At 58.1% G+C, this 20,399-nt stretch carries 17 protein-coding genes; 13 read left to right on the top strand and 4 right to left on the bottom strand.

What is annotated here, in order from left to right; genetic code table 11:
• The first annotated feature begins 69 nt into the window (after positions 1-69).
• From WNY39_RS14240 to WNY39_RS14290, 11 genes are all read left to right on the top strand, one after another.
• Entirely contained in the window at positions 70-1,389 is a 1,320-nt protein-coding gene (locus WNY39_RS14240) for a sugar ABC transporter substrate-binding protein (protein WP_342846489.1), read from the top strand.
• A 152-nt stretch (positions 1,390-1,541) separates the two neighbouring features.
• Positions 1,542-2,408, top strand: a complete 867-nt coding sequence (locus WNY39_RS14245; RefSeq protein WP_342846491.1) for a sugar ABC transporter permease — start codon at positions 1,542-1,544, stop codon at positions 2,406-2,408.
• Positions 2,409-2,424: 16 nt separating this feature from the next.
• Positions 2,425-3,255, top strand: a complete 831-nt coding sequence (locus tag WNY39_RS14250; RefSeq protein ID WP_342846493.1) for a carbohydrate ABC transporter permease — start codon at positions 2,425-2,427, stop codon at positions 3,253-3,255.
• A gap of 88 nt (positions 3,256-3,343) precedes the next feature.
• The gene (locus WNY39_RS14255; protein WP_341235377.1) at positions 3,344-4,348 is read left to right on the top strand and encodes an ABC transporter ATP-binding protein; all 1,005 of its coding nucleotides are present in this window, start codon (positions 3,344-3,346) and stop codon (positions 4,346-4,348) included.
• A complete protein-coding gene (locus WNY39_RS14260; RefSeq protein ID WP_342846496.1) occupies positions 4,345-5,118 on the top strand; it encodes an L-iditol 2-dehydrogenase in 774 nt (257 codons plus the stop codon). The genes WNY39_RS14255 and WNY39_RS14260 overlap by 4 nt, the downstream gene beginning before the upstream one ends.
• Positions 5,119-5,154: 36 nt before the next feature.
• Positions 5,155-6,624, top strand: a complete 1,470-nt coding sequence (locus tag WNY39_RS14265; RefSeq protein WP_342846498.1) for a mannitol dehydrogenase family protein — start codon at positions 5,155-5,157, stop codon at positions 6,622-6,624.
• 203 nt (positions 6,625-6,827) lie between these two features.
• Positions 6,828-7,844: a BMP family protein gene (locus WNY39_RS14270; RefSeq protein WP_342846500.1), complete on the top strand. Its 1,017-nt coding sequence runs from the start codon at positions 6,828-6,830 to the stop codon at positions 7,842-7,844.
• Positions 7,845-7,848: 4 nt separating this feature from the next.
• The gene (locus WNY39_RS14275; RefSeq protein ID WP_342846502.1) at positions 7,849-9,390 is read left to right on the top strand and encodes an ABC transporter ATP-binding protein; all 1,542 of its coding nucleotides are present in this window, start codon (positions 7,849-7,851) and stop codon (positions 9,388-9,390) included.
• The gene (locus WNY39_RS14280) at positions 9,380-10,429 is read left to right on the top strand and encodes an ABC transporter permease (protein ID WP_342846504.1); all 1,050 of its coding nucleotides are present in this window, start codon (positions 9,380-9,382) and stop codon (positions 10,427-10,429) included. Before WNY39_RS14275 ends, WNY39_RS14280 begins: the two co-directional genes overlap by 11 nt.
• The gene (locus tag WNY39_RS14285; RefSeq protein ID WP_342846506.1) at positions 10,429-11,373 is read left to right on the top strand and encodes an ABC transporter permease; all 945 of its coding nucleotides are present in this window, start codon (positions 10,429-10,431) and stop codon (positions 11,371-11,373) included. Before WNY39_RS14280 ends, WNY39_RS14285 begins: the two co-directional genes overlap by 1 nt.
• Positions 11,373-12,653: an amidohydrolase family protein gene (locus WNY39_RS14290; protein WP_342846508.1), complete on the top strand. Its 1,281-nt coding sequence runs from the start codon at positions 11,373-11,375 to the stop codon at positions 12,651-12,653. Before WNY39_RS14285 ends, WNY39_RS14290 begins: the two co-directional genes overlap by 1 nt.
• Before the next feature lie 21 nt (positions 12,654-12,674).
• On the opposite strand, the gene WNY39_RS14295 is transcribed toward WNY39_RS14290, so the two are convergent.
• The 3 genes from WNY39_RS14295 to WNY39_RS14305 form a co-directional block, all read right to left on the bottom strand.
• Positions 12,675-13,376: an endonuclease/exonuclease/phosphatase family protein gene (locus tag WNY39_RS14295; RefSeq protein WP_342846510.1), complete on the bottom strand. Its 702-nt coding sequence runs from the start codon at positions 13,374-13,376 to the stop codon at positions 12,675-12,677.
• Entirely contained in the window at positions 13,373-14,734 is a 1,362-nt protein-coding gene (locus WNY39_RS14300; RefSeq protein WP_342846512.1) for a phospholipase D-like domain-containing protein, read from the bottom strand. Before WNY39_RS14300 ends, WNY39_RS14295 begins: the two co-directional genes overlap by 4 nt.
• 100 nt (positions 14,735-14,834) lie before the next feature.
• On the bottom strand, positions 14,835-16,373 hold the full coding sequence (locus WNY39_RS14305) for a trimethylamine methyltransferase family protein (protein WP_342846514.1): 1,539 nt from the start codon (positions 16,371-16,373) through the stop codon (positions 14,835-14,837).
• A gap of 396 nt (positions 16,374-16,769) precedes the next feature.
• Here WNY39_RS14305 and WNY39_RS14310 point away from each other — a divergent pair, with 396 nt between their 5' ends.
• A complete protein-coding gene (locus WNY39_RS14310; RefSeq protein ID WP_341235366.1) occupies positions 16,770-17,363 on the top strand; it encodes an outer membrane beta-barrel protein in 594 nt (197 codons plus the stop codon).
• Between the two features lie 138 nt (positions 17,364-17,501).
• Here WNY39_RS14310 and WNY39_RS14315 read toward each other — a convergent pair whose 3' ends face one another.
• The gene (locus WNY39_RS14315) at positions 17,502-18,674 is read right to left on the bottom strand and encodes a pyridoxal phosphate-dependent aminotransferase (protein ID WP_342846517.1); all 1,173 of its coding nucleotides are present in this window, start codon (positions 18,672-18,674) and stop codon (positions 17,502-17,504) included.
• Positions 18,675-18,902: 228 nt separating this feature from the next.
• On the opposite strand from WNY39_RS14315, the gene cysS reads away from it, so the two are divergent.
• Positions 18,903-20,348 (top strand): cysteine--tRNA ligase, encoded by a 1,446-nt coding sequence (gene cysS / locus WNY39_RS14320; RefSeq protein WP_342846519.1) that lies wholly within the window; start codon positions 18,903-18,905, stop codon positions 20,346-20,348.
• Positions 20,349-20,399 lie beyond the last annotated feature (51 nt).

Genomic DNA, 20,399 nt, shown 5'->3' on the forward strand with positions numbered 1-20,399 from the left:
TAAGTTGACGAAATGTAAATTTGCTCCCTATTCTTAACACGTGTAAAAAACGTCTTTGGGAGGACAACCATGAAACTCAAGCATCTTTTGCTGACCTCTGCGGTCGGCTTTGGCCTGTCTGCTGGCATTGCCGCCGCAGATGCGCACGGCACGACCATTACAATCGCAACAGTTAACAACGGCGACATGATCCGCATGCAGGGTCTGACCGAAGACTTTAACGCCAAGCACCCCGACATCACAGTCGAGTGGGTCACGCTGGAAGAAAACGTATTGCGTCAAAATCTGACGACAGACATTTCTACTGGTGGTGGTGCGTATGACGTCATGACCATCGGCACATACGAAGTGCCAATCTGGGCCAACAACGGTTGGCTGGTGTCGTTGAACGAAGGCATGGCCGACGATTACAACAAGGACGACCTGTTGCCTGCCATCGCTGGCGGTCTGACCGTCGACGGAGAGCTTTATGCCTCGCCGTTTTATGGTGAATCCTCGATGGTCATGTATCGCACCGACCTGATGGAAAAAGCCGGCCTTGAAATGCCCGACGCGCCAACATGGACATTCATCCGTGAAGCGGCGGCCGCAATGACAGACCGTGACAACGACATCAACGGCATCTGCGCACGCGGCAAAGCGGGCTGGGGCGAGAACGGTGCCTTCCTGACGGCGATGTCCAACTCCTTTGGGGCGCGCTGGTTTGACGAAGACTGGAATGCACAGTTTGACAGCCCAGAATGGGCCGAAACGCTGAACTTCTATCTGGACATGATGAATGAATCTGGCCCAGCGGGTGCCGCAAACAACGGTTTCAACGAAAACCTGACGCTGTTCCAACAAGGCAAGTGCGGCATGTGGATCGACGCAACCGTTGCGGCATCCTTTGTAACTGGCGCAGATTCCACCGTTGCGGATAAGGTCGGTTTCGCACTGGCACCTGACAATGGTCTGGGCAAGCGCGGCAACTGGCTCTGGGCATGGTCCTTGGCGATTCCGTCCTCCTCGGAAAAGCAAGACGCAGCCAAGACGTTCATCTCTTGGGCAACTGGCCCGGCCTATGCCGAACTGGTTGCGGGTAACGAAGGTTGGGCAAATGTGCCTCCGGGCACACGTACATCCCTGTACGAAAACGCCGACTACCTTGCCGCTGCACCCTTTGCGCAGATGACATTGGAAAGCATCCTGTCTGCGGACCCAACGAACCCAACTGTGAAACCAGTGCCATATACAGGCGTACAGTTTGTTGCGATCCCGGAATTTGCAGGCATCGCAAACCAAGTGGGCCAGCAGTTCTCGGACGCTCTTGCGGGCAACCAAACAGCTGAGCAAGCCCTTGCAAACGCACAAGAACTGACCACAGAAGAAATGGAAGCAGCAGGCTACTAAGCCGCAGTATCCAAGGGGCGGCGCGTTCGGCGCGCCGCCTGCCTATCTCGAACAGCACTTAACCAAAGACTGGCATTTTCGTGAGGTCCATGTGACCTTTCGCAAGCGCCACCCCCATTTGTTCTTCATACCTAACCGTCAGGAGCTTTGTTATGGCGACAGCACATTCAAAATCCGCAGCCCGTTATATGATCGCGCCGGCTGTTTTTGTCTTGCTGGTGTGGATGCTGATCCCGCTGTGCATGACGCTCTATTTCTCGTTTGCCGATTACCGCCCGATGCGCGGTGTGTTCGACGCGTGGATCGGGTTTGACAATTACGTGCGCTTTTTCAGCTCAAGCTCCTTTATCAAATCGCTGATGACGACGCTTTGGATGGTGGGCAGCATCTTGCTGATCACGATCACCGGCGGCGTTATGATGGCGCTGCTGTTGGACAAGCCGATGTTCGGGCAGGGGATCGTACGCATTCTGGTGATCGCGCCGTTCTTTGTCATGCCCACGGTGTCGGCGTTGGTGTGGAAGAACATGTTCTTTAACGTCGACAACGGTCTGTTTTCATACGGGTACAAGTTCTTTGGCCTGCAACCCTATGATTTCCTTAGCCAATCACCGCTGTTTTCGATCATCGTGATTGTTGCGTGGCAATGGCTGCCCTTTGCGACGCTGATTTTGCTGACGGCGGTACAGTCGCTGGACAGTGAACAGCTTGAGGCCGCCGAGATGGACGGTGCCCCCGCAGTGGCGCGGTTCCGCTTTATCATTCTGCCCCATCTTAGCCGCGCGATCACCGTTGTGATCTTGATCCAGACGATCTTTCTGTTGTCGATCTTTGCTGAAATTTTCGTCACCACCAACGGTGCTTTCGGGACCCGCACATTGACCTATCTGGTCTATCAGCGGGTGCTGGAAAGCCAGAACATCGGGCTTGGGTCCGCTGGTGGTATCGTCGCTGTCATCCTGGCCAACATCGTCGCGATCTTCCTGATGCGGATCGTTGGCAAGAACCTCGATAACTGAGGAAAAGGAGAGCCCCATGGCCCGTGCCATTACAACTCAGAAAAAGGTCATGTGGACCGCGCTTGCGTGGGCATTTGGTCTGATGATGTTCTTTCCGATCCTCTGGACATTCGTGACATCGTTCAAAACCGAAGCCGCGGCAATTTCCGATCCGCCGGTGTGGTTGTTCTTTGACTGGACGCTTGAGAACTATGCCGCCGTTCAGGAACGGTCGAACTATCCCAAGGCGTTGATGAATTCGATCATCATTGCGGTCGGGTCGACCTTGCTGGGCATCCTGATCGCTGTGCCTGCCGCTTGGGCGATGGCCTTTGTGCCCGGTCGCAAGACCAAGGACATCCTGCTTTGGATGCTCTCGACCAAGATGTTGCCTGCCGTTGGTGTGCTTTATCCGCTGGTGTTGCTGGCCAAATGGCTGGGCGTCATGGACAGCCGGATTCTGCTGATCGTCGTGCTGATGCTGATCAACCTGCCGATCATTGTCTGGATGCTCTACACCTATTTCCGCGAAATCCCGGGCGAGATCCTAGAGGCCGCGCGCATGGACGGCGCGGGCCTGCGGTCCGAGATTATCTATGTACTGACGCCGATGGCGTTGCCGGGCATCGCATCGACCATATTGCTGAATATCATTCTGGCCTGGAACGAGGCGTTCTGGACTATTCTGCTGACAACCGTGAACGCGGCCCCTTTGACCGCCTTTATCGCCAGCTTTTCGGCCCCAGAAGGGTTGTTTTATGCCAAGCTCTCGGCGGCTTCGATGATGGCCATTGCGCCCATTCTGATCATGGGCTGGTTCAGCCAAAAGCAGCTTGTGCGCGGTCTTACCTTCGGTGCGGTCAAGTGATGTTGCCGCGCCATCCATTCAAATCCACGTCGGTCAGCGACCGGCTTGGGGTCTGTCATAGACCCCGCTTAACGGGAGAACTTTCATAATGGGCAAGATATCCCTGAACCAAGTCACCAAAAGCTTTGGCGATGTGCAAGTCATCCCGCCGCTTGATCTTGATATTAACGAAGGTGAGTTTGTCGTTTTCGTCGGGCCGTCTGGCTGCGGTAAATCCACCTTGCTGCGTCTGATTGCGGGTCTGGAAGACACCACATCCGGCCATATCAGCATCAATGACCAAGACGCGACCACCTTGCCCCCGGCAAAGCGCGGCCTTGCGATGGTGTTCCAGTCTTACGCGCTGTATCCGCATATGTCGGTGCGCAAAAACATCGCCTTTCCGATGCGTATGGCGGGTGTGGACGAGGCAACGCAAAAGGCCAAAATCGACGCGGCTGCTGCGGCGTTGAACCTGACCGATTACCTTGATCGCAAACCCGGCCAACTGTCTGGCGGGCAGCGCCAGCGTGTGGCCATTGGCCGTGCGATTGTGCGCGAACCGGCGGCGTTCTTGTTCGACGAACCGCTGTCGAACCTTGATGCCGCCCTGCGCGTCGGCATGCGGCTCGAGATTATGGAGCTTCATAAAAAGCTTGAAACCACCATGATCTATGTGACCCACGATCAGGTCGAAGCCATGACAATGGCCGATAAAATCGTCGTGCTGCAGGCCGGGGTAATCGAACAGGTTGGATCGCCGCTTGAGCTTTATCACAGTCCGCGCAACAAATTCGTTGCGGGCTTTATCGGCTCTCCCAAGATGAACCAGATCGAAGGGCCAGAGGCCGCGAAACATGATGCGACCACCATCGGTATCCGCCCCGAACACCTGACCGTTTCCAAAACCGAAGGCGCTTGGAAAGGCCGGGTTGGTGTGGCTGAACATCTTGGCTCTGACACCTTTATCCACGTGCATGACACCGGGCTGATGGACATGATGACCGTCCGCATCACCGGCGACATCGAAGCGCGCCACGGCGACACCATCTATCTGACGCCGATGGAGGATCAGATGCACCGCTTTGACGCCCAAGGGTTGCGCATCGGATGAAACGTCTGTCGGGGAAATCGGCCCTGATCACCGGGGCCGCGCGCGGCATTGGCCGTGGCTTTGCAGCGGCTTTTGTCGCTGAGGGCGCGCAGGTGGCGATCGCTGATATCAATCTTGAAGCGGCACAGGCAGCGGCAGCTGAACTGGGCGATGCCGCCTATGCCGTGCAGATCGACGTGACCGATCAGGCCAGCATTGATGCGGCGGTGGCATCGGTGGTTTCGCAGGCGGGCAAGCTGGATATTTTGGTGAATAACGCCGCACTTTTCGACGCGGCTGAGACGGTCAACATCACCCGCGACAGCTTTGACAGGCTGTATGCGGTGAATGTGGCCGGTACGCTGTTCACCATGCAGGCCGCCGCCGCGCAGATGATCAAACAGGGCCATGGCGGCAAGATTATTAACATGGCCTCCCAAGCGGGCCGCAGAGGCGAACCGCTGGTGCTGGTCTATTGCTCGACCAAGGCCGCCGTGATCTCGATGACGCAATCGGCGGGGCTGGATTTGATCCGCCACGGCATCAACGTCAACGCCATCGCCCCCGGCGTGGTGGACGGCGCGCATTGGGATCATGTCGATGCGATGTTTGCCAAGCTGGAAAACAAGAAACCCGGTCAGAAAAAGGCCGAAGTCGCAGCAGGGGTGCCGGCAGGCCGCTTTGCTGTTCCCGCGGATTTGACGGGCATGGCGATCTTCCTCGCGTCGCCTGACGCAGATTACATCGTGTCCCAAACATATAACGTCGACGGTGGCCAGTGGATGAGCTAAGCGCGTCCGGCATTACCCCCTTAACCGGAGAATTTGATGGCTAAGCCGTTGACTCTAGATACTATTAAAGACCTACCCGCAGACATCCGCGTGCCATCTTATGCGCGTGCAGACCTGTCACCGGGCATCGTGCATATCGGTCTGGGCAACTTTCACCGGGGCCATCAGGCGTGGTATCTGCACCGGCTTATGGACATGGGGCTGGCCCATGACTGGGCGATCATCGGGGCTGGGGTCCGCGCCGCTGACACAGCGCAGCGTGAGCGCCTAAAGGCCCAAGATTACCTGTCGACCCTGATCAAGCTGGACCCTAACGGCAAATCGGCGGAAATCACCGGCTCCATGATCGGGTTCGTTCCGGTCGAGGATGACAACGCGGCGCTGATTGCCCAGATGGCCGACCCGGCGATCCGCATTGTGGCGCTGACCGTGACCGAAGGTGGTTATTACCAGAACGGGGCAGGCGGGTTTGACGCGGCCCATGCTGATATTATGCATGACGCGGCCCATCCTGTGACGCCCAAAACCGCCTTTGGCGCGATGATTGCCGCGTTGAAACTACGCCGCGATGCGGGTCATGGTCCGTTTACCTGCCAGTCTTGTGACAACTTGCAAGGCAATGGCGCGATCCTGCGCCGGACGGTCGTGGGGTTGGCGAAACTGTCTGACCCTGATCTGGCCGCTTGGATCGATACAAACTGCACCTTTCCCAATGCGATGGTTGATTGCATCGTGCCTGCCACGGGGCTTGCCGAACTGGCGCTTGCCCGTGAATTTGGCGTGGTTGATATGGCCCCCGTCACCCATGAAAACTTTCGCCAATGGGTGATCGAAGACGATTTTTGCGCCGGTCGCCCCGATTGGGACCTTGCTGGTGCTACCTTTACCGATGATGTGCACGCGTTCGAGGCAATGAAACTGCGTTTGCTGAATGCGGGCCACCAGATCATCGCGAACCCCGGCGAAATCCTGAACATTGAAACCATTTCGGAATGTATGGCGCATCCGACAATTCGTGCGTTCCTGCGCAAGGTCAGCCTGACTGAAAGCGCACCCCATGTGGATGCGGTGCCGGGGATGAGCGCGGAGGCCTATATCGATCTGATCGATACAAGGTTCAGCAACCCTGAAATCCGCGACACTGTGCGCCGCGTGGCCTTTGACGGGGCGTCGCGTCATCCTGGGTTTGTGCTGCCCATCATCCGCGATGCGCTTGCGGCGGGGGCAGCCATCGAAGGGCTGGCCCTAGTCGAGGCACTTTGGGCGCGGATGTGCGAGGGGACGCGCGAAGACGGCACCGTAATCGCCCCCAACGATCCCTATTGGGATGATCTGCAAGCCGTTGCACAGGCGGCCAAAACCAACCCGCAAGCGTGGTTGGATCAGGCGCGGGTATATAGCGGTCTGGGCCAATCCGAGGTCTTTGCCATGGCCTTTGACCGATGGCTCAGGATGATCTGGGAAAAGGGCGCGACAGCCGCCATGCAACGCTATATCGACAGCTGATCTAAGGCTGGCCATCGGTTGGGCAGGGTACGCCCCCCAGTTCAATATGCGTTTGCTTGTTTATTGTGCAGCTGGCTTTGCCGATAAAACCATAGCGTGTTGCGCGGTGGTTTGTCTTGACCGTTTGGTAAAATACTCCTTGACCGGTCCATTGCTTCCAAAGCAGGCTTTGAGCAATCAAACACCAATGGGGAACAATTACGATGGCAAAACTGAATTCTCGGATCGGTCGGCGCGGCTTTTTGGCGACAACCGCTGCGGCCGCTGTACTGGCTGGAACACTTGGCGCACCGGCCTTTGCAGCCGAACCGATCAAGGTCGCGGGTATCTATACGGTGCCTGTTGAACAGCAATGGGTCAGCCGCATTCACAAGGCGGCGATGGCAGCACAAACCCGTGGCGATATCGAATATGTCTATTCGGAAAATGTCAGCAACACCGACTATGCCCGGGTTCTGCGTGAATACGCCGAGGCGGGCAATACGCTGATCATCGGCGAGGTTTTCGGCGCAGAGCAAGAGGCCCGTGAGGTCGCGGCCGATTACCCTGAAATCGCGTTTCTAATGGGATCAAGCTTTAAGGAAGACGCGGCGCTGCCCAATTTCGCAGTCTTCGATAACTACATTCAAGACGCGTCATATCTATCTGGTATCATTGCAGGTGCCATGTCTGAAAGCGGCAATATTGGCATGGTTGGTGGCTTCCCAATTCCGGAGGTGAACCGCCTCATGCATGCCTTTATGGCCGGTGCCAAGGAGATGAACCCTGACATCAAATTCCAGGTCAGCTTTATCGGGTCGTGGTTCGATCCGCCCAAGGCCAAGGAAACCGCATTCGCGATGATCGAAAACGGTGCGGATATGCTGTATGCCGAACGTTTCGGTGTGTCGGACGCGGCCAAGGAAAAGGGCGTGCTGGCGATTGGCAACGTGATCGATACGCAGGCCGAATACCCTGAAACCGTCGTCGCCTCGGCGATCTGGAACTTTGAACCGACCTTGGACAAGGCCATTGCCGAAGTACAGGCAGGCACGTTCATGGCGGCCGATTACGGCGTTTATTCCTTTATGAAGGAAGGCGGCACAGTGTTGGCCCCATTGGGCACTTTCGACGGCAAAGTTCCGCAAGCGGCACTTGATCTGGTGAACAAGCGCCAAGCTGAAATCATGTCGGGCGATTTTGTGGTCGAAATCAACGATTCCGAACCGACATCGTCGTAACCACATGACCGGCAAGGCAGAGATCGTTCTGCGCCTTGACGCCATTACCAAACGCTTTGGCAAACTGGTCGCGAATGACGCGATCAGTTTGTCTTTGCATCGGGGGGAGGTCGTGGCGCTGCTGGGCGAAAATGGCGCGGGTAAAACCACGCTGATGAACATCCTCTTTGGCGGTTACACAGCCGACAGCGGGTCGGTTCAGGTGTTTGGTCAAACTCTGCCACCGGGCAATTCGCGCGCTGCATTGGATGCGGGCGTGGGCATGGTGCATCAGCATTTCACCTTGGCGGATAATCTGACGGTTCTTGAAAACATCGCGCTCGGCGGGCAGTCGTTGAAAGCGCTTCGGCTAAGGAAGCAGGAAACCTATAATAAAATCAAGCGACTGTCGGATGAGTTTAATCTAAAAGTTGACCCGTCGGCGCGTGTTGGCAGCTTAACAGTTGGTGAACGCCAGCGGGTTGAGATTCTTAAGGCGTTGTATCGTGATGTGAAAATCCTGATCTTGGATGAACCCACCGCCGTTCTAACCCCGCAAGAGGCAGATGATCTGTTTGCTACCTTGCGTTTGGGGATTCAAAACGGGCTATCAATCATCTTCATTTCCCATAAGTTACATGAGGTTATGGCGATATCTGACCGTGTGGCCGTGCTGCGCCACGGCAAGCTCGTCGCAGAAACCAAGACTGCTGATACAGATAAGACTGCGTTGTCGGCATTGATGATGGGATCGGCAGCAAAAGCCCCTGATATCACCGCAGCTACGCCCGGTAAGGTGTTGCTTTCGTTGAAAGATGTATCCACACCCGATATTGCGAATAGCCCCGGGTTAAAGTCTGTCTCGCTTGAGCTGAAGGCAGGGCAAATCGTCGGACTGGCTGGTGTGTCCGGCAATGGGCAAGCGGCATTGGCCGATGTGGTTGGCGGGATGCGGATGCCGTCCCAAGGGGCGTTGGTGTTGAACGGCAAGACACTGACCCAGTGGTCGCCGCGTGCAGCGGTTCAAAATGGCATCGCACGCATTCCCGAAGACCGCCATAAAACCGGTACCATCGCTGACTTTGACCTGACCGAGAACGCGATACTTGAAGGCTACGAATCCGCGCCGTTCAGCAAGGGCGGGTGGATATCCTGGGTCAAAGCCAAGGGTTTTGCCACTGATATCATTGAAAAATACGATGTGCGCTGCCCCGGTCCGGACACCCGTATCAGGTTGCTGTCGGGCGGGAATATGCAAAAGCTGATCCTTGGCCGTGTGCTAGAGGCTGATCCACAGATTGTGTTGGCCAACCAGCCCGTGCGCGGCCTTGATATCGGCGCGGTGAACTATGTGCACAGCCAATTGCTGGCGGCGCGGGATCGCGGGGCGGCGGTGTTGCTAATCTCGGAAGATTTGGATGAAATCATGAGCTTATCGGATGTTATTCACGTCATTGCGGGGGGGCGTCTTTCGCCCGGCTTTGATCGCGGTACGATGACCCCGGCAGAGCTGGGGATTTGGATGGCCGGCCAAGGGTTTGACGCGCAGGTGGCCCATGCGTCTTGAACCCATCGCGAACCCATCCTTGGCGCGCAGCTTTACGCCGCCAGCAATCGCAATCATCGCAACGGTGGTGATCGCGTCGCTACTGGCAATGGTTGCGGGGGCCAATCCGTTTGCCGTGCTGGGGTTGATACTGAAAGGCGCATTCGGATCGCAGTTTGCGCTGCTTGAGACGTTGAACCGCGCGACGCCGCTGATCTTTACCGGTTTGGCCATCGCGGTCGCGTTCAAGGCCAAGTTCTGGAACATCGGAGCCGAGGCGCAGCTATACGCAGGTGCATTGATCACGGTGGTTTTGGGGACGGGCGCACTGCCTTGGCCGAGCTTCGCCTTGATCCCCGCGCTGGCGATCGGCGCGGTGCTGGCCGGGGCGATTGTGCTGCTGGTGCCTGCGATCCTTAAAACCCGCTTCGGCGTGGACGAGGTCGTGACCACCTTGCTGTTCAACTTTATCTTTCTGTTGTTCATCTCAATGCTGCTCGAAGGGCCGCTGAAAGACCCGATGGGCATGGGTTGGCCCAAATCTGCGCGTCTGATCCCCGAGGCGCGCTTGCCACGGATTGTTGACGGGCTGCGGCTGCATTGGGGGTTTGCGCTGGCGATACTTTGCGCCTGCGCGGTGTGGGTGATTCAGACGCGCAGCACCTTGGGATACGAGATGCGCGCGGTGGGGCTGAACCGCGACGCGGCTGCATTTGCAGGCATTCCGGTGAACGCGGTGCTGGTGAAGACGGCACTGCTGTCGGGGGGACTTGCTGCCTTGGCGGGGTTTTCCGAGGTGGCTGGGCTGAAGGGCAGCCTGACGCTCGATCTGTCGCCGGGGTTTGGCTATACGGGGATCATCGTGGCGATGCTGGCGCTGCTAAACCCGCTGGGTGTCATCGTATCGGCCCTGTTTGTCGCGGGGATTTTCGTGGGCGCTGACAGCATGAGCCGCGCGGCAGGTGTGCCGACCTATCTGGCAGATATGATGCTGGCCACGGCGCTGCTGTTGATGGTGCTGGCAATCATGCTGACGCGGTTTCGGGTGGTGCGCGACTGATGGAAATTCTTGATATTCTGATTTCTGCCAGTTTTTGGGCCGCTGCCATCCGCATCGCAACGCCGCTGATCCTTGCCACGATGGGCGAATTGATCTGCGAACGCGCGGGCGTGCTGAACCTTGGCATCGAAGGGATCATGGTCGCGGGGGCCTTTGCCGGTTGGATGGCCGTGTATTCTGGTACCGGGCTCTGGGTTGGTGTGGCCGTGGCGATGGTGGTCGGCATGGGCTTTGGCCTGCTGCACAGCGTGCTGACGGTGCCGTTTGGCCTGTCGCAGCATGTGGTGGGGCTGGGGGTGACGTTGCTGGCCACGTCGTCGACCTATTATGCGTACCGCTTGGCGTTGCCGCAGGTGACCAGCCCGCCCAAGATTGACGCGTTCCAGCCTTATGAAATCCCGCTGCTGTCCGATATTCCACTGCTGGGCCAAGCGCTGTTTTCGCAAACGCCGTTTACCTATCTGGCGTTCGCGTTGGTCGCGGCAACCAGCGTGATGTTGTACCGCACGCCTTTGGGCCTTGCGGTGCGCGCAGCAGGCGAAAGCCCGGCAGCGGTGGCTGCACAAGGTCTGTCCGTGACGGCGATCCGCATGGGGGCCGTAATCGTGGGCAGCGGGTTCATGGCAATGGGCGGCGCGTTTCTGACCATGTCCGCCTTTGACAGCTTTTTCTTTGAAATGGTGAACGGGCGCGGTTGGATCTGTATTGCTTTGGTGGTGTTCGGATCGTGGATGCCGGGCAAGGCGTTGCTGGGCGCGGTGTTGTTCGCCGCCTTTGACGCGTTGCAAATTCGCGTGCAGCAAACCAGCTTTGGCGCGGATATCCCCTATCAAATCTTCCTTATGGCGCCGTATATCTTGTCCATCATTGCCTTGGTGCTGGTGTCACGCCGCGCCCAAGTGCCCGCCGCCTTGATGGTGCCGTTCAACAAAGGAGAACGCTGATGTTTGATCTGATCGTAAAGGGCGGCACGCTGCCGGACGGGCGTGTGACGGATATTGGCGTCGCGGGTGGCAAGATTACCGCGATGGATCAGTTGGGCGATGCGCAGGCGGGCGAAGTGATTGATGCGACCGGCGATCTGGTCAGTCCGCCCTTTGTCGATCCGCATTTTCATATGGATGCAACGCTGAGCTACGGCATTCCGCGCATCAACGCTTCGGGTACGCTGCTGGAGGGGATCGGCCTCTGGGGTGAGTTGAAGCAGGTGATGACTCAAGACGAGGTGGTCGCCCGCGCGCTGACCTATTGCGATTGGGCGGCGTCCATGGGGCTGCTGGCGATCCGGTCCCATGTGGACACCTGCGATGACAGGTTGCTGGGGGTAGAGGCGCTGTTGCAGGTGCGCGAGCACGTCAAGGATTACATCGACCTGCAACTGGTCGCGTTTCCGCAAGACGGGTTTTACCGTGATCCAACCGCCCGTGAAAATACCATCCGCGCGCTTGAGATGGGCGTGGATGTGGTGGGCGGCATCCCGCATTTTGAACGCACCATGGCCGACGGGGCCGCATCGGTGCGCGACCTGTGCGAAATCGCCGAGGCGCGCGGCCTGATGGTGGACATGCATTGTGACGAGACGGATGATCCGATGTCGCGGCATATTGAAACGCTGGCGTATCAAACGACGCGCTTGGGTCTTGAAGGCCGCGTGGCGGGGTCGCATCTGACCTCGATGCATTCGATGGACAATTACTATGTGTCCAAGCTGCTGCCCCTGATCGCAGAGGCACAGATTAGCGCGATACCGAACCCGCTGATCAACATTGTGCTGCAAGGGCGCCATGATACCTATCCCAAACGCCGTGGGCTGACGCGGGTCAAGGAAATGCTGGCCATGGGGATCAACGTCGGTTGGGGGCAGGATTGCGTGCTGGACCCGTGGTATTCGCTGGGGACGGGCGACATGCTGGATGTGGCATTCATGGGCCTGCACGTGGCGCAGATGACCAGCCCTGACGAGATGCGCAAATGTTTCGACATGGTGACAACGGCCAATGCGCGCACCATGGGGTTAGAGGATTACGGGTTGCACGTGGGGGCCAAGGCGTCGCTGGTGGTGCTGGATGCCGGCGACCCGATCGAGGCGCTGCGCCTGCGCGCCAACCGGTTGTGCGTCATCGCCAAGGGCAAGGTGATCGCACGGGGGCCACGGTCTGACGCGTCGCTGACCCTGCCGGGGCGTCCGAACAGCGTGGTGCGGCGGCATAGAACGCTGGGGTGAAGGCGCTGGCTTGATATGGCGCTAGCTTGACCGTGTGAAATCCAGCCAGATTGGCAGGTGATCCGACCCGCGTTGTGCATCGTGCGTTTCAATGACGCCGCCGCCGACCACGGTCAGGTCGTCATCTATCGCGATGCGGTCTAGCGCGGCCACGGGCATGCGCGCGTGAAAGCTTTTGCCCGGCGCGTGGATGGTAAAGTGATGCGCCAAACGGCCAAGGCCCACAGTTTGCGACCATTCGTTCATATCACCGGCGATCAGGGTCGGGCGCCGGTCACGTTCGTCCAGATGGGTGATCAAGGCGGTCAATTGTGCGCGACGCGCCCAACGCATCAATCCCAGATGGGTGGCAATAATGCGCAGCTCGACGCCCGCGATGTCGGCATCCACCACCATCGCACCGCGCGGTTCGGCCCCGGGAAGGTTGATATGCTGCACATCTTGTATGTCGGCGCGCGGCGTCAGCAAAACTGCGTTGCCATGCCAGCCAATGCTGACGGGGCTGGGGACGGGCACGGGGATCAGTCCGGTTTCAACTGTCAGCATATCCATAGGCAGGGCCGAGGGGCGCTGCCCCATGCGCATGTCGGCCTCTTGCAATACGACAATTTCGGCGTCCAGATCGCGGATAATGCGCATGATCCGGTCGGGGTCGCGCTGGCGGTCGGTGCCCTTGGCCTTGCGCATATTATAGCTGGCGATACGAAGCGTGGGGTGGGTCACAGAATGGGCGCTCCGATGCGAAAGACCCCTTCGGCCAGACGGCGCGGCAGGTGGGGGTGGGGGCTGTTGGTGTGGCAATCTTTTTGCCGGGCCATAAACCAGTCGGCAACCTGCGTGACCGATCCGGCATCATATAGAAATATCATCGCCTCAAAGTTCAAGAGCATACTGCGCACATCAAAATTGGCGGTGCCCACAACGGCGACATCATCAATGACTGACGCTTTGGCGTGGATCATGCGGGGGGTAAAGTAATACACCTTTGCCCCTGCGGCTTCGGCATCGCGCAGATATCCGCCACGGGCGAAGTCAGCGATATGCTGGTTGGATTTCTGCGGCACAATGATACGCACATCAACACCGCGCAGGGCTGCAATCCGGATCGCGTTCGCCAATGGTTCGGTGGGCACGAAATAGGGCGTCGCGATCCAGATGCGTTTATGGGCCAGATGCAGCGCGCGGATCAGCCCGTCATGCAGCGGGTCTTCGACGATATCGGGGCCAGAGGGGATGAGCTGCAGCGTTGAATTGCCAGCGGTGTCGGGGGCCTTGGTGATCGCTTCGACGTCTTTGCCGCTCGCGACCTCCCAATCGGAGCGGTAAACATCGCAAAACGCCTGAACGCTCATGCCTTCGATGGTGATGGCCAGATCAACCCAGTGATCATCGGCGGGTGCGTCGGTCATGTAGTGGCAGCCGATGTTCATCCCGCCCGAGAACACGCGCGCATTATCGGCAATGATGATCTTACGGTGGTTGCGCAGGTTCAGGTGGCCGGTACCGGGCAATTGCAGGAACGGAGAGAAATACAGCACATCCCCGCCAGCCTTTTTAAGCGCATCAAGTGCTTTGTGCGGCCCGCGCATGGTGCCAAAGCGGTCCATCAACAGGCGCACTTTGACGCCAGCCTTGGCCTTGTTGGTCAGGGCGTTCACAAAACGGGCCCCGGTATCGTCATCGGCGACAATATAGAACAGACAATCGATACTATGCTGCGCGCTTTCAATCGTTTGCATGACGGCCTCGAACGCCGCCTGCGGGGTTTCGAGCAGCTTGAAATGCTGTGCCTCAAGGGCGGGGGGCATTTCGAAGTTCTGAAAGGTGTGATCAAGATCATGCACCGGGGTCTGGTGGTGTTCACGGCGCGTGAAACGGATCGGCGCATAGCGTTTGCCCTGTTTGCGGAAACCCAATCCGACAAATACCGGCACAGCCACATAGGGCAGCAAGACAAGGAACAGAATCCATGCGGCAGTGGATTGCGGGCTGCGGCGTTGTTGCAGCAAGACAAAGGCCACCATCAGCGTCAGCAGGGTGACGCCGACCACTTCGATATGGGCAATGATGAAGTCGATCATGGATGTCTCCGCCAAAAGTCCGGGCGTGGGGGCCACATGGCAGCCCCCGCTTTCCCAGACTTAGCAGAGCATCCGTTGAAGTCACGGAGAGAGTTGCACCTTAGGCGGGCAGGTGGATGTTGAACCTTTCGCGGATCATTCGGTCTGTCTGCGGATCAAACCGGGCGGTGGCACGTTGCGCCAGAATTTCCTCTTTGCGGGCGGTCGCCTTGGCCAACAGGTCGGGCCGCCCCAGTTCGGCCCATTCTTTGGGCGATGTGCGGTCTGCCAGCGTTGGATAGATATATTCGGTCTGCATCAGGCTGAGCGTTTGGTCAGACCCCAGATAATGCCCCGGCCCGCCGATACAGGTGGCGCGGATCACCTCAAGGCTAACGCTGTCTTCGGTCACCTCAATCCCGCGCACGCAGCGCAGGGCCTGACCGATCAGATCATCGCCCAAGATCAGCGATTCAAGGCAGTACCCTAAGAGGGACGCATGCATGCCCGCAGCCTCGTAGACCATGTTCAGGCCGGACATGCCCGCCATCACATTTGACATCGCCTGTTCCCAACCGGCTTGCATGTCGGGCAGCTTGGCATCTGCAATGCCAGCCGCGGCACCACCGGGCAGATCGTAATAGCGGTGCATCTGTGCGCATCCGGCGGTCAGCAACGCCTGTTCGCCCGATCCGCCCGACATCGCGCCAGTGCGCAGATCACTGACAAAGGGCCAGGTGCCGAAAATCGCGGGATGTCCCGGCTTGACCGCGTTGACATAGACAAGACCGGCCAGACATTCGGCAACGGCCTGTACGATGGCACCGGCAATGGGGGCAGGGGCGGTGGCACCGGCCTGACCCGCCGACAGCAGCAAAATCGGCATGCCACCTTCGATCAAGGCCTCCATCACCAGACAGCTTTCGGTGGCGAATTTCATGGGCGGCACGACAAAGCAGTTAGAATTGGACACGAAAGGCCGCTCGCGCCATTTGTCCTCGCCACCTGCGATCATGTGCAGCAGCTCCAGCCCGTGTGGCACGAACGAAGGCTCGGTAAAGGAAACACCGACATGTTTGGTCGTGCCCGCACAGCAGGCGTAGATCGAGTTCAAATCCATCTCGAGGTTGTCAGGAATGTCGCGGCAGACCATAGGGCGTTGCACGAAATGCAGGTTGTCGAGCTGGTCCGCGATGCGGGCGGCATCATGCAGGTCTTGCACACCACATTCGCGGTATGTGCGCCCATCGACGTCAACCAGATGCACGGCAGCACCGGCGGTGCCGTAATGAACACGCGTGCCAGACAGCTCCAGATCATGCTTTGGATCGCGGGCGTGTAAGGTGACAGAGCGGTTGGCACGGGCAATCGTGTCTTCGATCAAGGCACGCGGAAAGCGCAGCCTGCCATCATCGCCCAAAATCGCCCCGGCACCCGTCATATAAGCAACGCCAGAAGGGGGCGCGTCTGCAAGGCCTATTTGTTCCAACGCGTCCAGGGCAGCATGGTGAATGCGTTCCATCGCGGCGGGGGACAGCGGATTAAAGGTGCCGCCGGACATGCCTGGGCGGACGGGGCGCAGATGATCGGCAAGGGGGGCGGCGCGGGCCGCACGGCGTGCAGCGCGACCACCAGAGCGGTGAGGTGTTTGTATGGTCATAAACGGTTCCAGCAAGTGAGGGAAAAAGGGGTGGTGGTTGCTAGCCCCTTTCTGGCGCGCCTCGTGCGGCGCGGCCCCGTTCAGCCCCGATGGTGCGGATGATACAGACGATGATGCAATGCTCTGTTTTCATGCAGCTTCCCTCCGAATGGTTCCAATGCTGCGCAGATAAATTTGGGCCATCTGTCTTGTTTGCGACGCCTATTCTGTTTGCGACCCAATGTTTGCTGGGCGAGGGCGGCAAATCACCGCCGATACGGTGGCGCAAATCAGCAACAAATGACCTATCACCAACCCGTTACTGGGATCAGGTGAACCCAATCCCTAGATGCAGCGTTGTGTAACCGAGGCGGGATGACCCGCTGAGTAATTACGAGAGATCAAGGAGTTATGATCATGAAACGTTCAATGAAATACACAACGCTCGCCGCAGCAGCTACTTTCGCCATGGGCGGTTCCGCCTTTGCAGGCAGCTTGGAAGATCCAATCGTTGAGCCGGTGATGACTGCGCCTGTTGTTGTGGCCGATATGGGCGGCAACTGGACAGGTTTCTATACTGGTCTGCAGCTGGGTTACGCTGACGCAGACGGCCAAGGCGCACTGGACGGCGACAACGGTTCCTACGGTTTCCACGCCGGGTACGACTATGACTTTGGCAAGTTCGTTCTGGGTGGTGAACTTGACTATGACAAAACCGACATTGATCTGGGTGGTGCGGCGACAATCGACTCCGTTGCGCGTGCCAAAATCAAAGGCGGGTATGACCTGGGCAACACATTGGTTTACGCGACCGGTGGTTATGCATTGGCTGATACATCCGGCGGCGACGAAGACGGTGCGTTCTACGGTATCGGCATGAGCTATAAAGTGTCCGAGCAGTACACCGTTGGTGCAGAGCTTCTTGAGCACCGCTTTACCGATCTGGGTGGTACAGCCGGTAACGATCTGGACGCCACAACCTTCACCGTGCGTGGTTCCTACCGCTTCTAAGCGAAACGTCTAAATAATACTGGCGGTGTGCCGTTTGGGGGTGTCTGGAAAAGGCGCCTCCGGCGGGGATATTTAAAAGCCAGAGAAAAGGGACCGGGGTGTATTCTCCGGTCCCTTTTTCGTTGTCGTCTATGGTTGTTACTTGGCGCGGCTTTCGGCGAAGGTACACAGTGTCTTCAACGCCTGTGCGAATGCGGTGTCTTCGATGGTCATGGCAACCCTAATATGGCCAGCGGCGGCGGTGCCAAAGCTTTCGCCCGGCATGACGGCGATATGATGCGCGTCCAGCAATGCATAGGCAAAGTCTTCGCCAGACATGCCTGTGCTGCGTATATCCAGCATCAGATACATTGCGCCATCGGCGGGCACCAAGGTAACGGCGTTTTGCTGTGCGATGATGTCTTGCGCCAGTATCCGACGGCGCTGGAACGGTGCCGCAATTTCAGTTTCGAACGCTGTGCCTTGGTTCAAGGCGAATTCGGCGGCGTCTTGGATATAGCCGGGGACACCGTAAGTTGTGTGTGTGGCGAGATTTGTCAGATGTTCAACGGCATCCTCTGGCCCGATGATCCAACCGCAGCGCGACCCGGTCATTGCGTGGCTTTTCGACATTGACCCAACCACAAGCGTTCTATCCGCCATATCCGGCAACGCGCGCGGCGACAAATGGGTGCCGCTCCAGACTTGGGTATCGTATACCTCGTCCGAGATCAGCCAAAGATCGTTGTCCTTACAGACCTGTGCAATCGCGTCGAGCGTTGGGCGGGTATAGACCACACCCGTGGGGTTGTTGGGCGAGTTGATCAGCAGCGATTTTGCCCCCGGTGCGGCGGCAGCGATTTCGTCGCCTTGGGGTTGGAATGCATCCCTAGCATGCGCTGGGATCGCCTTGGGAATTGCGCTGACCCCGCGGATGGTGCCGGGATAGGTCGCGTAATAGGGATCAATGAACAGCGCCGTATCGCCGGGGTTGGTCGCCGCAGCGTGGGCGGCAAACAGCGCGGACTGACCACCGGGGGTAATCACCACGTTGTCGCGGGTTGTTTTCACGCCTGTGCGGTTCTGCACGCGCTGGGCCACGGTATCGCGCAGGGTCGTTGTACCGGAGATCGCGGCATAGCCGGTGTGACCGCCAAGGGCGGCGCGGTGCATGTCTTGCAGGATCGGGGCCGCCGTGCGGATATCATGCTCGCCAATGGTCAGTTCGGTTACGGGGGTGCCGTCGGCAATCATTTGACGCGCCCGCAGGAAAACACCCCAACCGTCTGAACCGCCGCCCAAAATGCCGGTAAGCCGCTTAGATATCTGCATGGTTTGTCTCCCTTTGTGATGTGCTGGCGCAGGGGCGCAGAGGCGGGGCAAATTGTCAATCAGCCTTGACCTTGGGGGCGCCCCCGCGCTAGGCAAGTGACATGAATATGAACACATCAATTATTTGCTGTATTTCCTGCTGAGACTTTCCAGCGGGCCTGTTCATAGCGTTTTCTTTTCAAACCAAATGTGCCATGCCCGCGCCATACTTGCGTAAGGACGCGCCATATGACGACGATCAAGCTGCACAACACGAAAACCCGCAAACGCGAGGACTTCGTTCCCATCGATCCTGAAAACGTGCGGATGTATGTCTGCGGGCCGACGGTCTATGACCGCGCGCATCTGGGCAACGCGCGGCCCGTGATCGTGTTTGACGTGTTGTACCGGTTGCTGCGCCATGTGTACGGGCCGGACCACGTGACCTATGTGCGCAATTTTACGGATGTGGATGACAAGATCAACGCGCGCGCCGCTGAAAGTGGCCGCTCGATTGGAGAGATCACCGCCGAGACGACACAGTGGTTTCTGGACGATATGGCGGCTGTCGGCGCGCTTGAACCGAACGAGATGCCGCGCGCAACGGCCTATATCCCGCAGATGGTTAAGATGATCGAAGACCTGATCGCCAAGGGCCATGCTTATCCTGCCGAGGGGCATGTGCTGTTCCGTGTGCGCAGTTACGAGAAATACGGTGCGCTGTCGGGGCGTTCGGTCGATGATATGATCGCGGGCGCGCGGGTCGAAGTGGCCCCCTACAAAGAAGATCCGATGGATTTTGTGCTGTGGAAACCGTCGGATGACGCAACGCCGGGCTGGGACAGTCCGTGGGGCCGTGGCCGTCCGGGGTGGCATATCGAATGCTCGGCTATGGCGGATGAACTGCTTTGGAAAAAACCGTTGAGCGAGGATCGCCTGTCGGATGAGGCAAAAAAACACCCCCATGTGTTCGATATTCATGGCGGCGGCTTGGATTTGCAATTCCCGCACCACGAAGACGAGATCGCGCAAAGCTGCTGTGCAAACGGCACCGACGAGATGGCACGCTATTGGCTGCATAACGAGATGTTGCAGGTCGAGGGCAAGAAGATGTCCAAGTCCTTGGGCAACTTCTTTACTGTGCGCGACTTGCTGGATCAGGGCGTGCCGGGTGAGGTGATCCGGTTTGTGATGCTGAGCACGCATTACCGCAAGCCGATGGACTGGACGGAGAAGAAGCGCGAAGAGGCGGAGAAGACGCTGCGGACGTGGCGTGAATTAGTGGCAAACCGAAAAGGCGATCAACCGCATGCCGTGATCATCTCGGCATTGTCTGACGATCTTAACACCCCCCTTGCTATTTCTGGACTTCATGCATTGGCAAAAGAAGTTGAGAGAACTGGATCAGGGTGGAGCACTTTGAAAGCGAGCGCCAATCTATTGGGGCTACTAACGGATGAGTTGGGGGATTGGTTCGATGAAATCGATGATGCTCCAACTGCGGATGTGAGTTTGATCGTCGAGGGTCTCTTAGCGAAGAGGGATGCAGCGCGACGAGCAAAGAATTTTGCTTTATCGGATTCAATTCGGGATTCTCTAGATGAAGCTGGAGTATATCTTTTGGATACTAGAGAAGGATCCAGTTGGAGTTTAAGACCAGATTTCGACCCAGCCAAACTAGAGGCCCTCAAATGATGTGCCTCGCAACACAGGCCAGCCCCCGGCCGAGGGTTGGGGCGAAGCCCC

The sequence above is a fragment of the Sulfitobacter sp. AS59 genome (assembly GCF_038899995.1).
In the GTDB taxonomy this organism is placed as follows: Bacteria; Pseudomonadota; Alphaproteobacteria; order Rhodobacterales; family Rhodobacteraceae; genus Sulfitobacter.

What these genes read in the sequence shown, in the direction of transcription:
- WNY39_RS14280 (WP_342846504.1), top strand. Translation starts at nt 9,380, where the DNA reads ATGCGTCTTGAACCCATCGCGAACCCATCCTTGGCGCGCAGCTTTACG.
- WNY39_RS14300 (WP_342846512.1), bottom strand. Translation starts at nt 14,734, where the DNA reads ATGATCGACTTCATCATTGCCCATATCGAAGTGGTCGGCGTCACCCTG.
- cysS (WP_342846519.1), top strand. Translation starts at nt 18,903, where the DNA reads ATGACGACGATCAAGCTGCACAACACGAAAACCCGCAAACGCGAGGAC.
- WNY39_RS14305 (WP_342846514.1), bottom strand. Translation starts at nt 16,373, where the DNA reads ATGACCATACAAACACCTCACCGCTCTGGTGGTCGCGCTGCACGCCGT.
- WNY39_RS14285 (WP_342846506.1), top strand. Translation starts at nt 10,429, where the DNA reads ATGGAAATTCTTGATATTCTGATTTCTGCCAGTTTTTGGGCCGCTGCC.
- WNY39_RS14265 (WP_342846498.1), top strand. Translation starts at nt 5,155, where the DNA reads ATGGCTAAGCCGTTGACTCTAGATACTATTAAAGACCTACCCGCAGAC.
- WNY39_RS14245 (WP_342846491.1), top strand. Translation starts at nt 1,542, where the DNA reads ATGGCGACAGCACATTCAAAATCCGCAGCCCGTTATATGATCGCGCCG.
- WNY39_RS14255 (WP_341235377.1), top strand. Translation starts at nt 3,344, where the DNA reads ATGGGCAAGATATCCCTGAACCAAGTCACCAAAAGCTTTGGCGATGTG.
- WNY39_RS14290 (WP_342846508.1), top strand. Translation starts at nt 11,373, where the DNA reads ATGTTTGATCTGATCGTAAAGGGCGGCACGCTGCCGGACGGGCGTGTG.
- WNY39_RS14260 (WP_342846496.1), top strand. Translation starts at nt 4,345, where the DNA reads ATGAAACGTCTGTCGGGGAAATCGGCCCTGATCACCGGGGCCGCGCGC.
- WNY39_RS14315 (WP_342846517.1), bottom strand. Translation starts at nt 18,674, where the DNA reads ATGCAGATATCTAAGCGGCTTACCGGCATTTTGGGCGGCGGTTCAGAC.
- WNY39_RS14270 (WP_342846500.1), top strand. Translation starts at nt 6,828, where the DNA reads ATGGCAAAACTGAATTCTCGGATCGGTCGGCGCGGCTTTTTGGCGACA.
- WNY39_RS14310 (WP_341235366.1), top strand. Translation starts at nt 16,770, where the DNA reads ATGAAACGTTCAATGAAATACACAACGCTCGCCGCAGCAGCTACTTTC.
- WNY39_RS14275 (WP_342846502.1), top strand. Translation starts at nt 7,849, where the DNA reads ATGACCGGCAAGGCAGAGATCGTTCTGCGCCTTGACGCCATTACCAAA.
- WNY39_RS14250 (WP_342846493.1), top strand. Translation starts at nt 2,425, where the DNA reads ATGGCCCGTGCCATTACAACTCAGAAAAAGGTCATGTGGACCGCGCTT.
- WNY39_RS14240 (WP_342846489.1), top strand. Translation starts at nt 70, where the DNA reads ATGAAACTCAAGCATCTTTTGCTGACCTCTGCGGTCGGCTTTGGCCTG.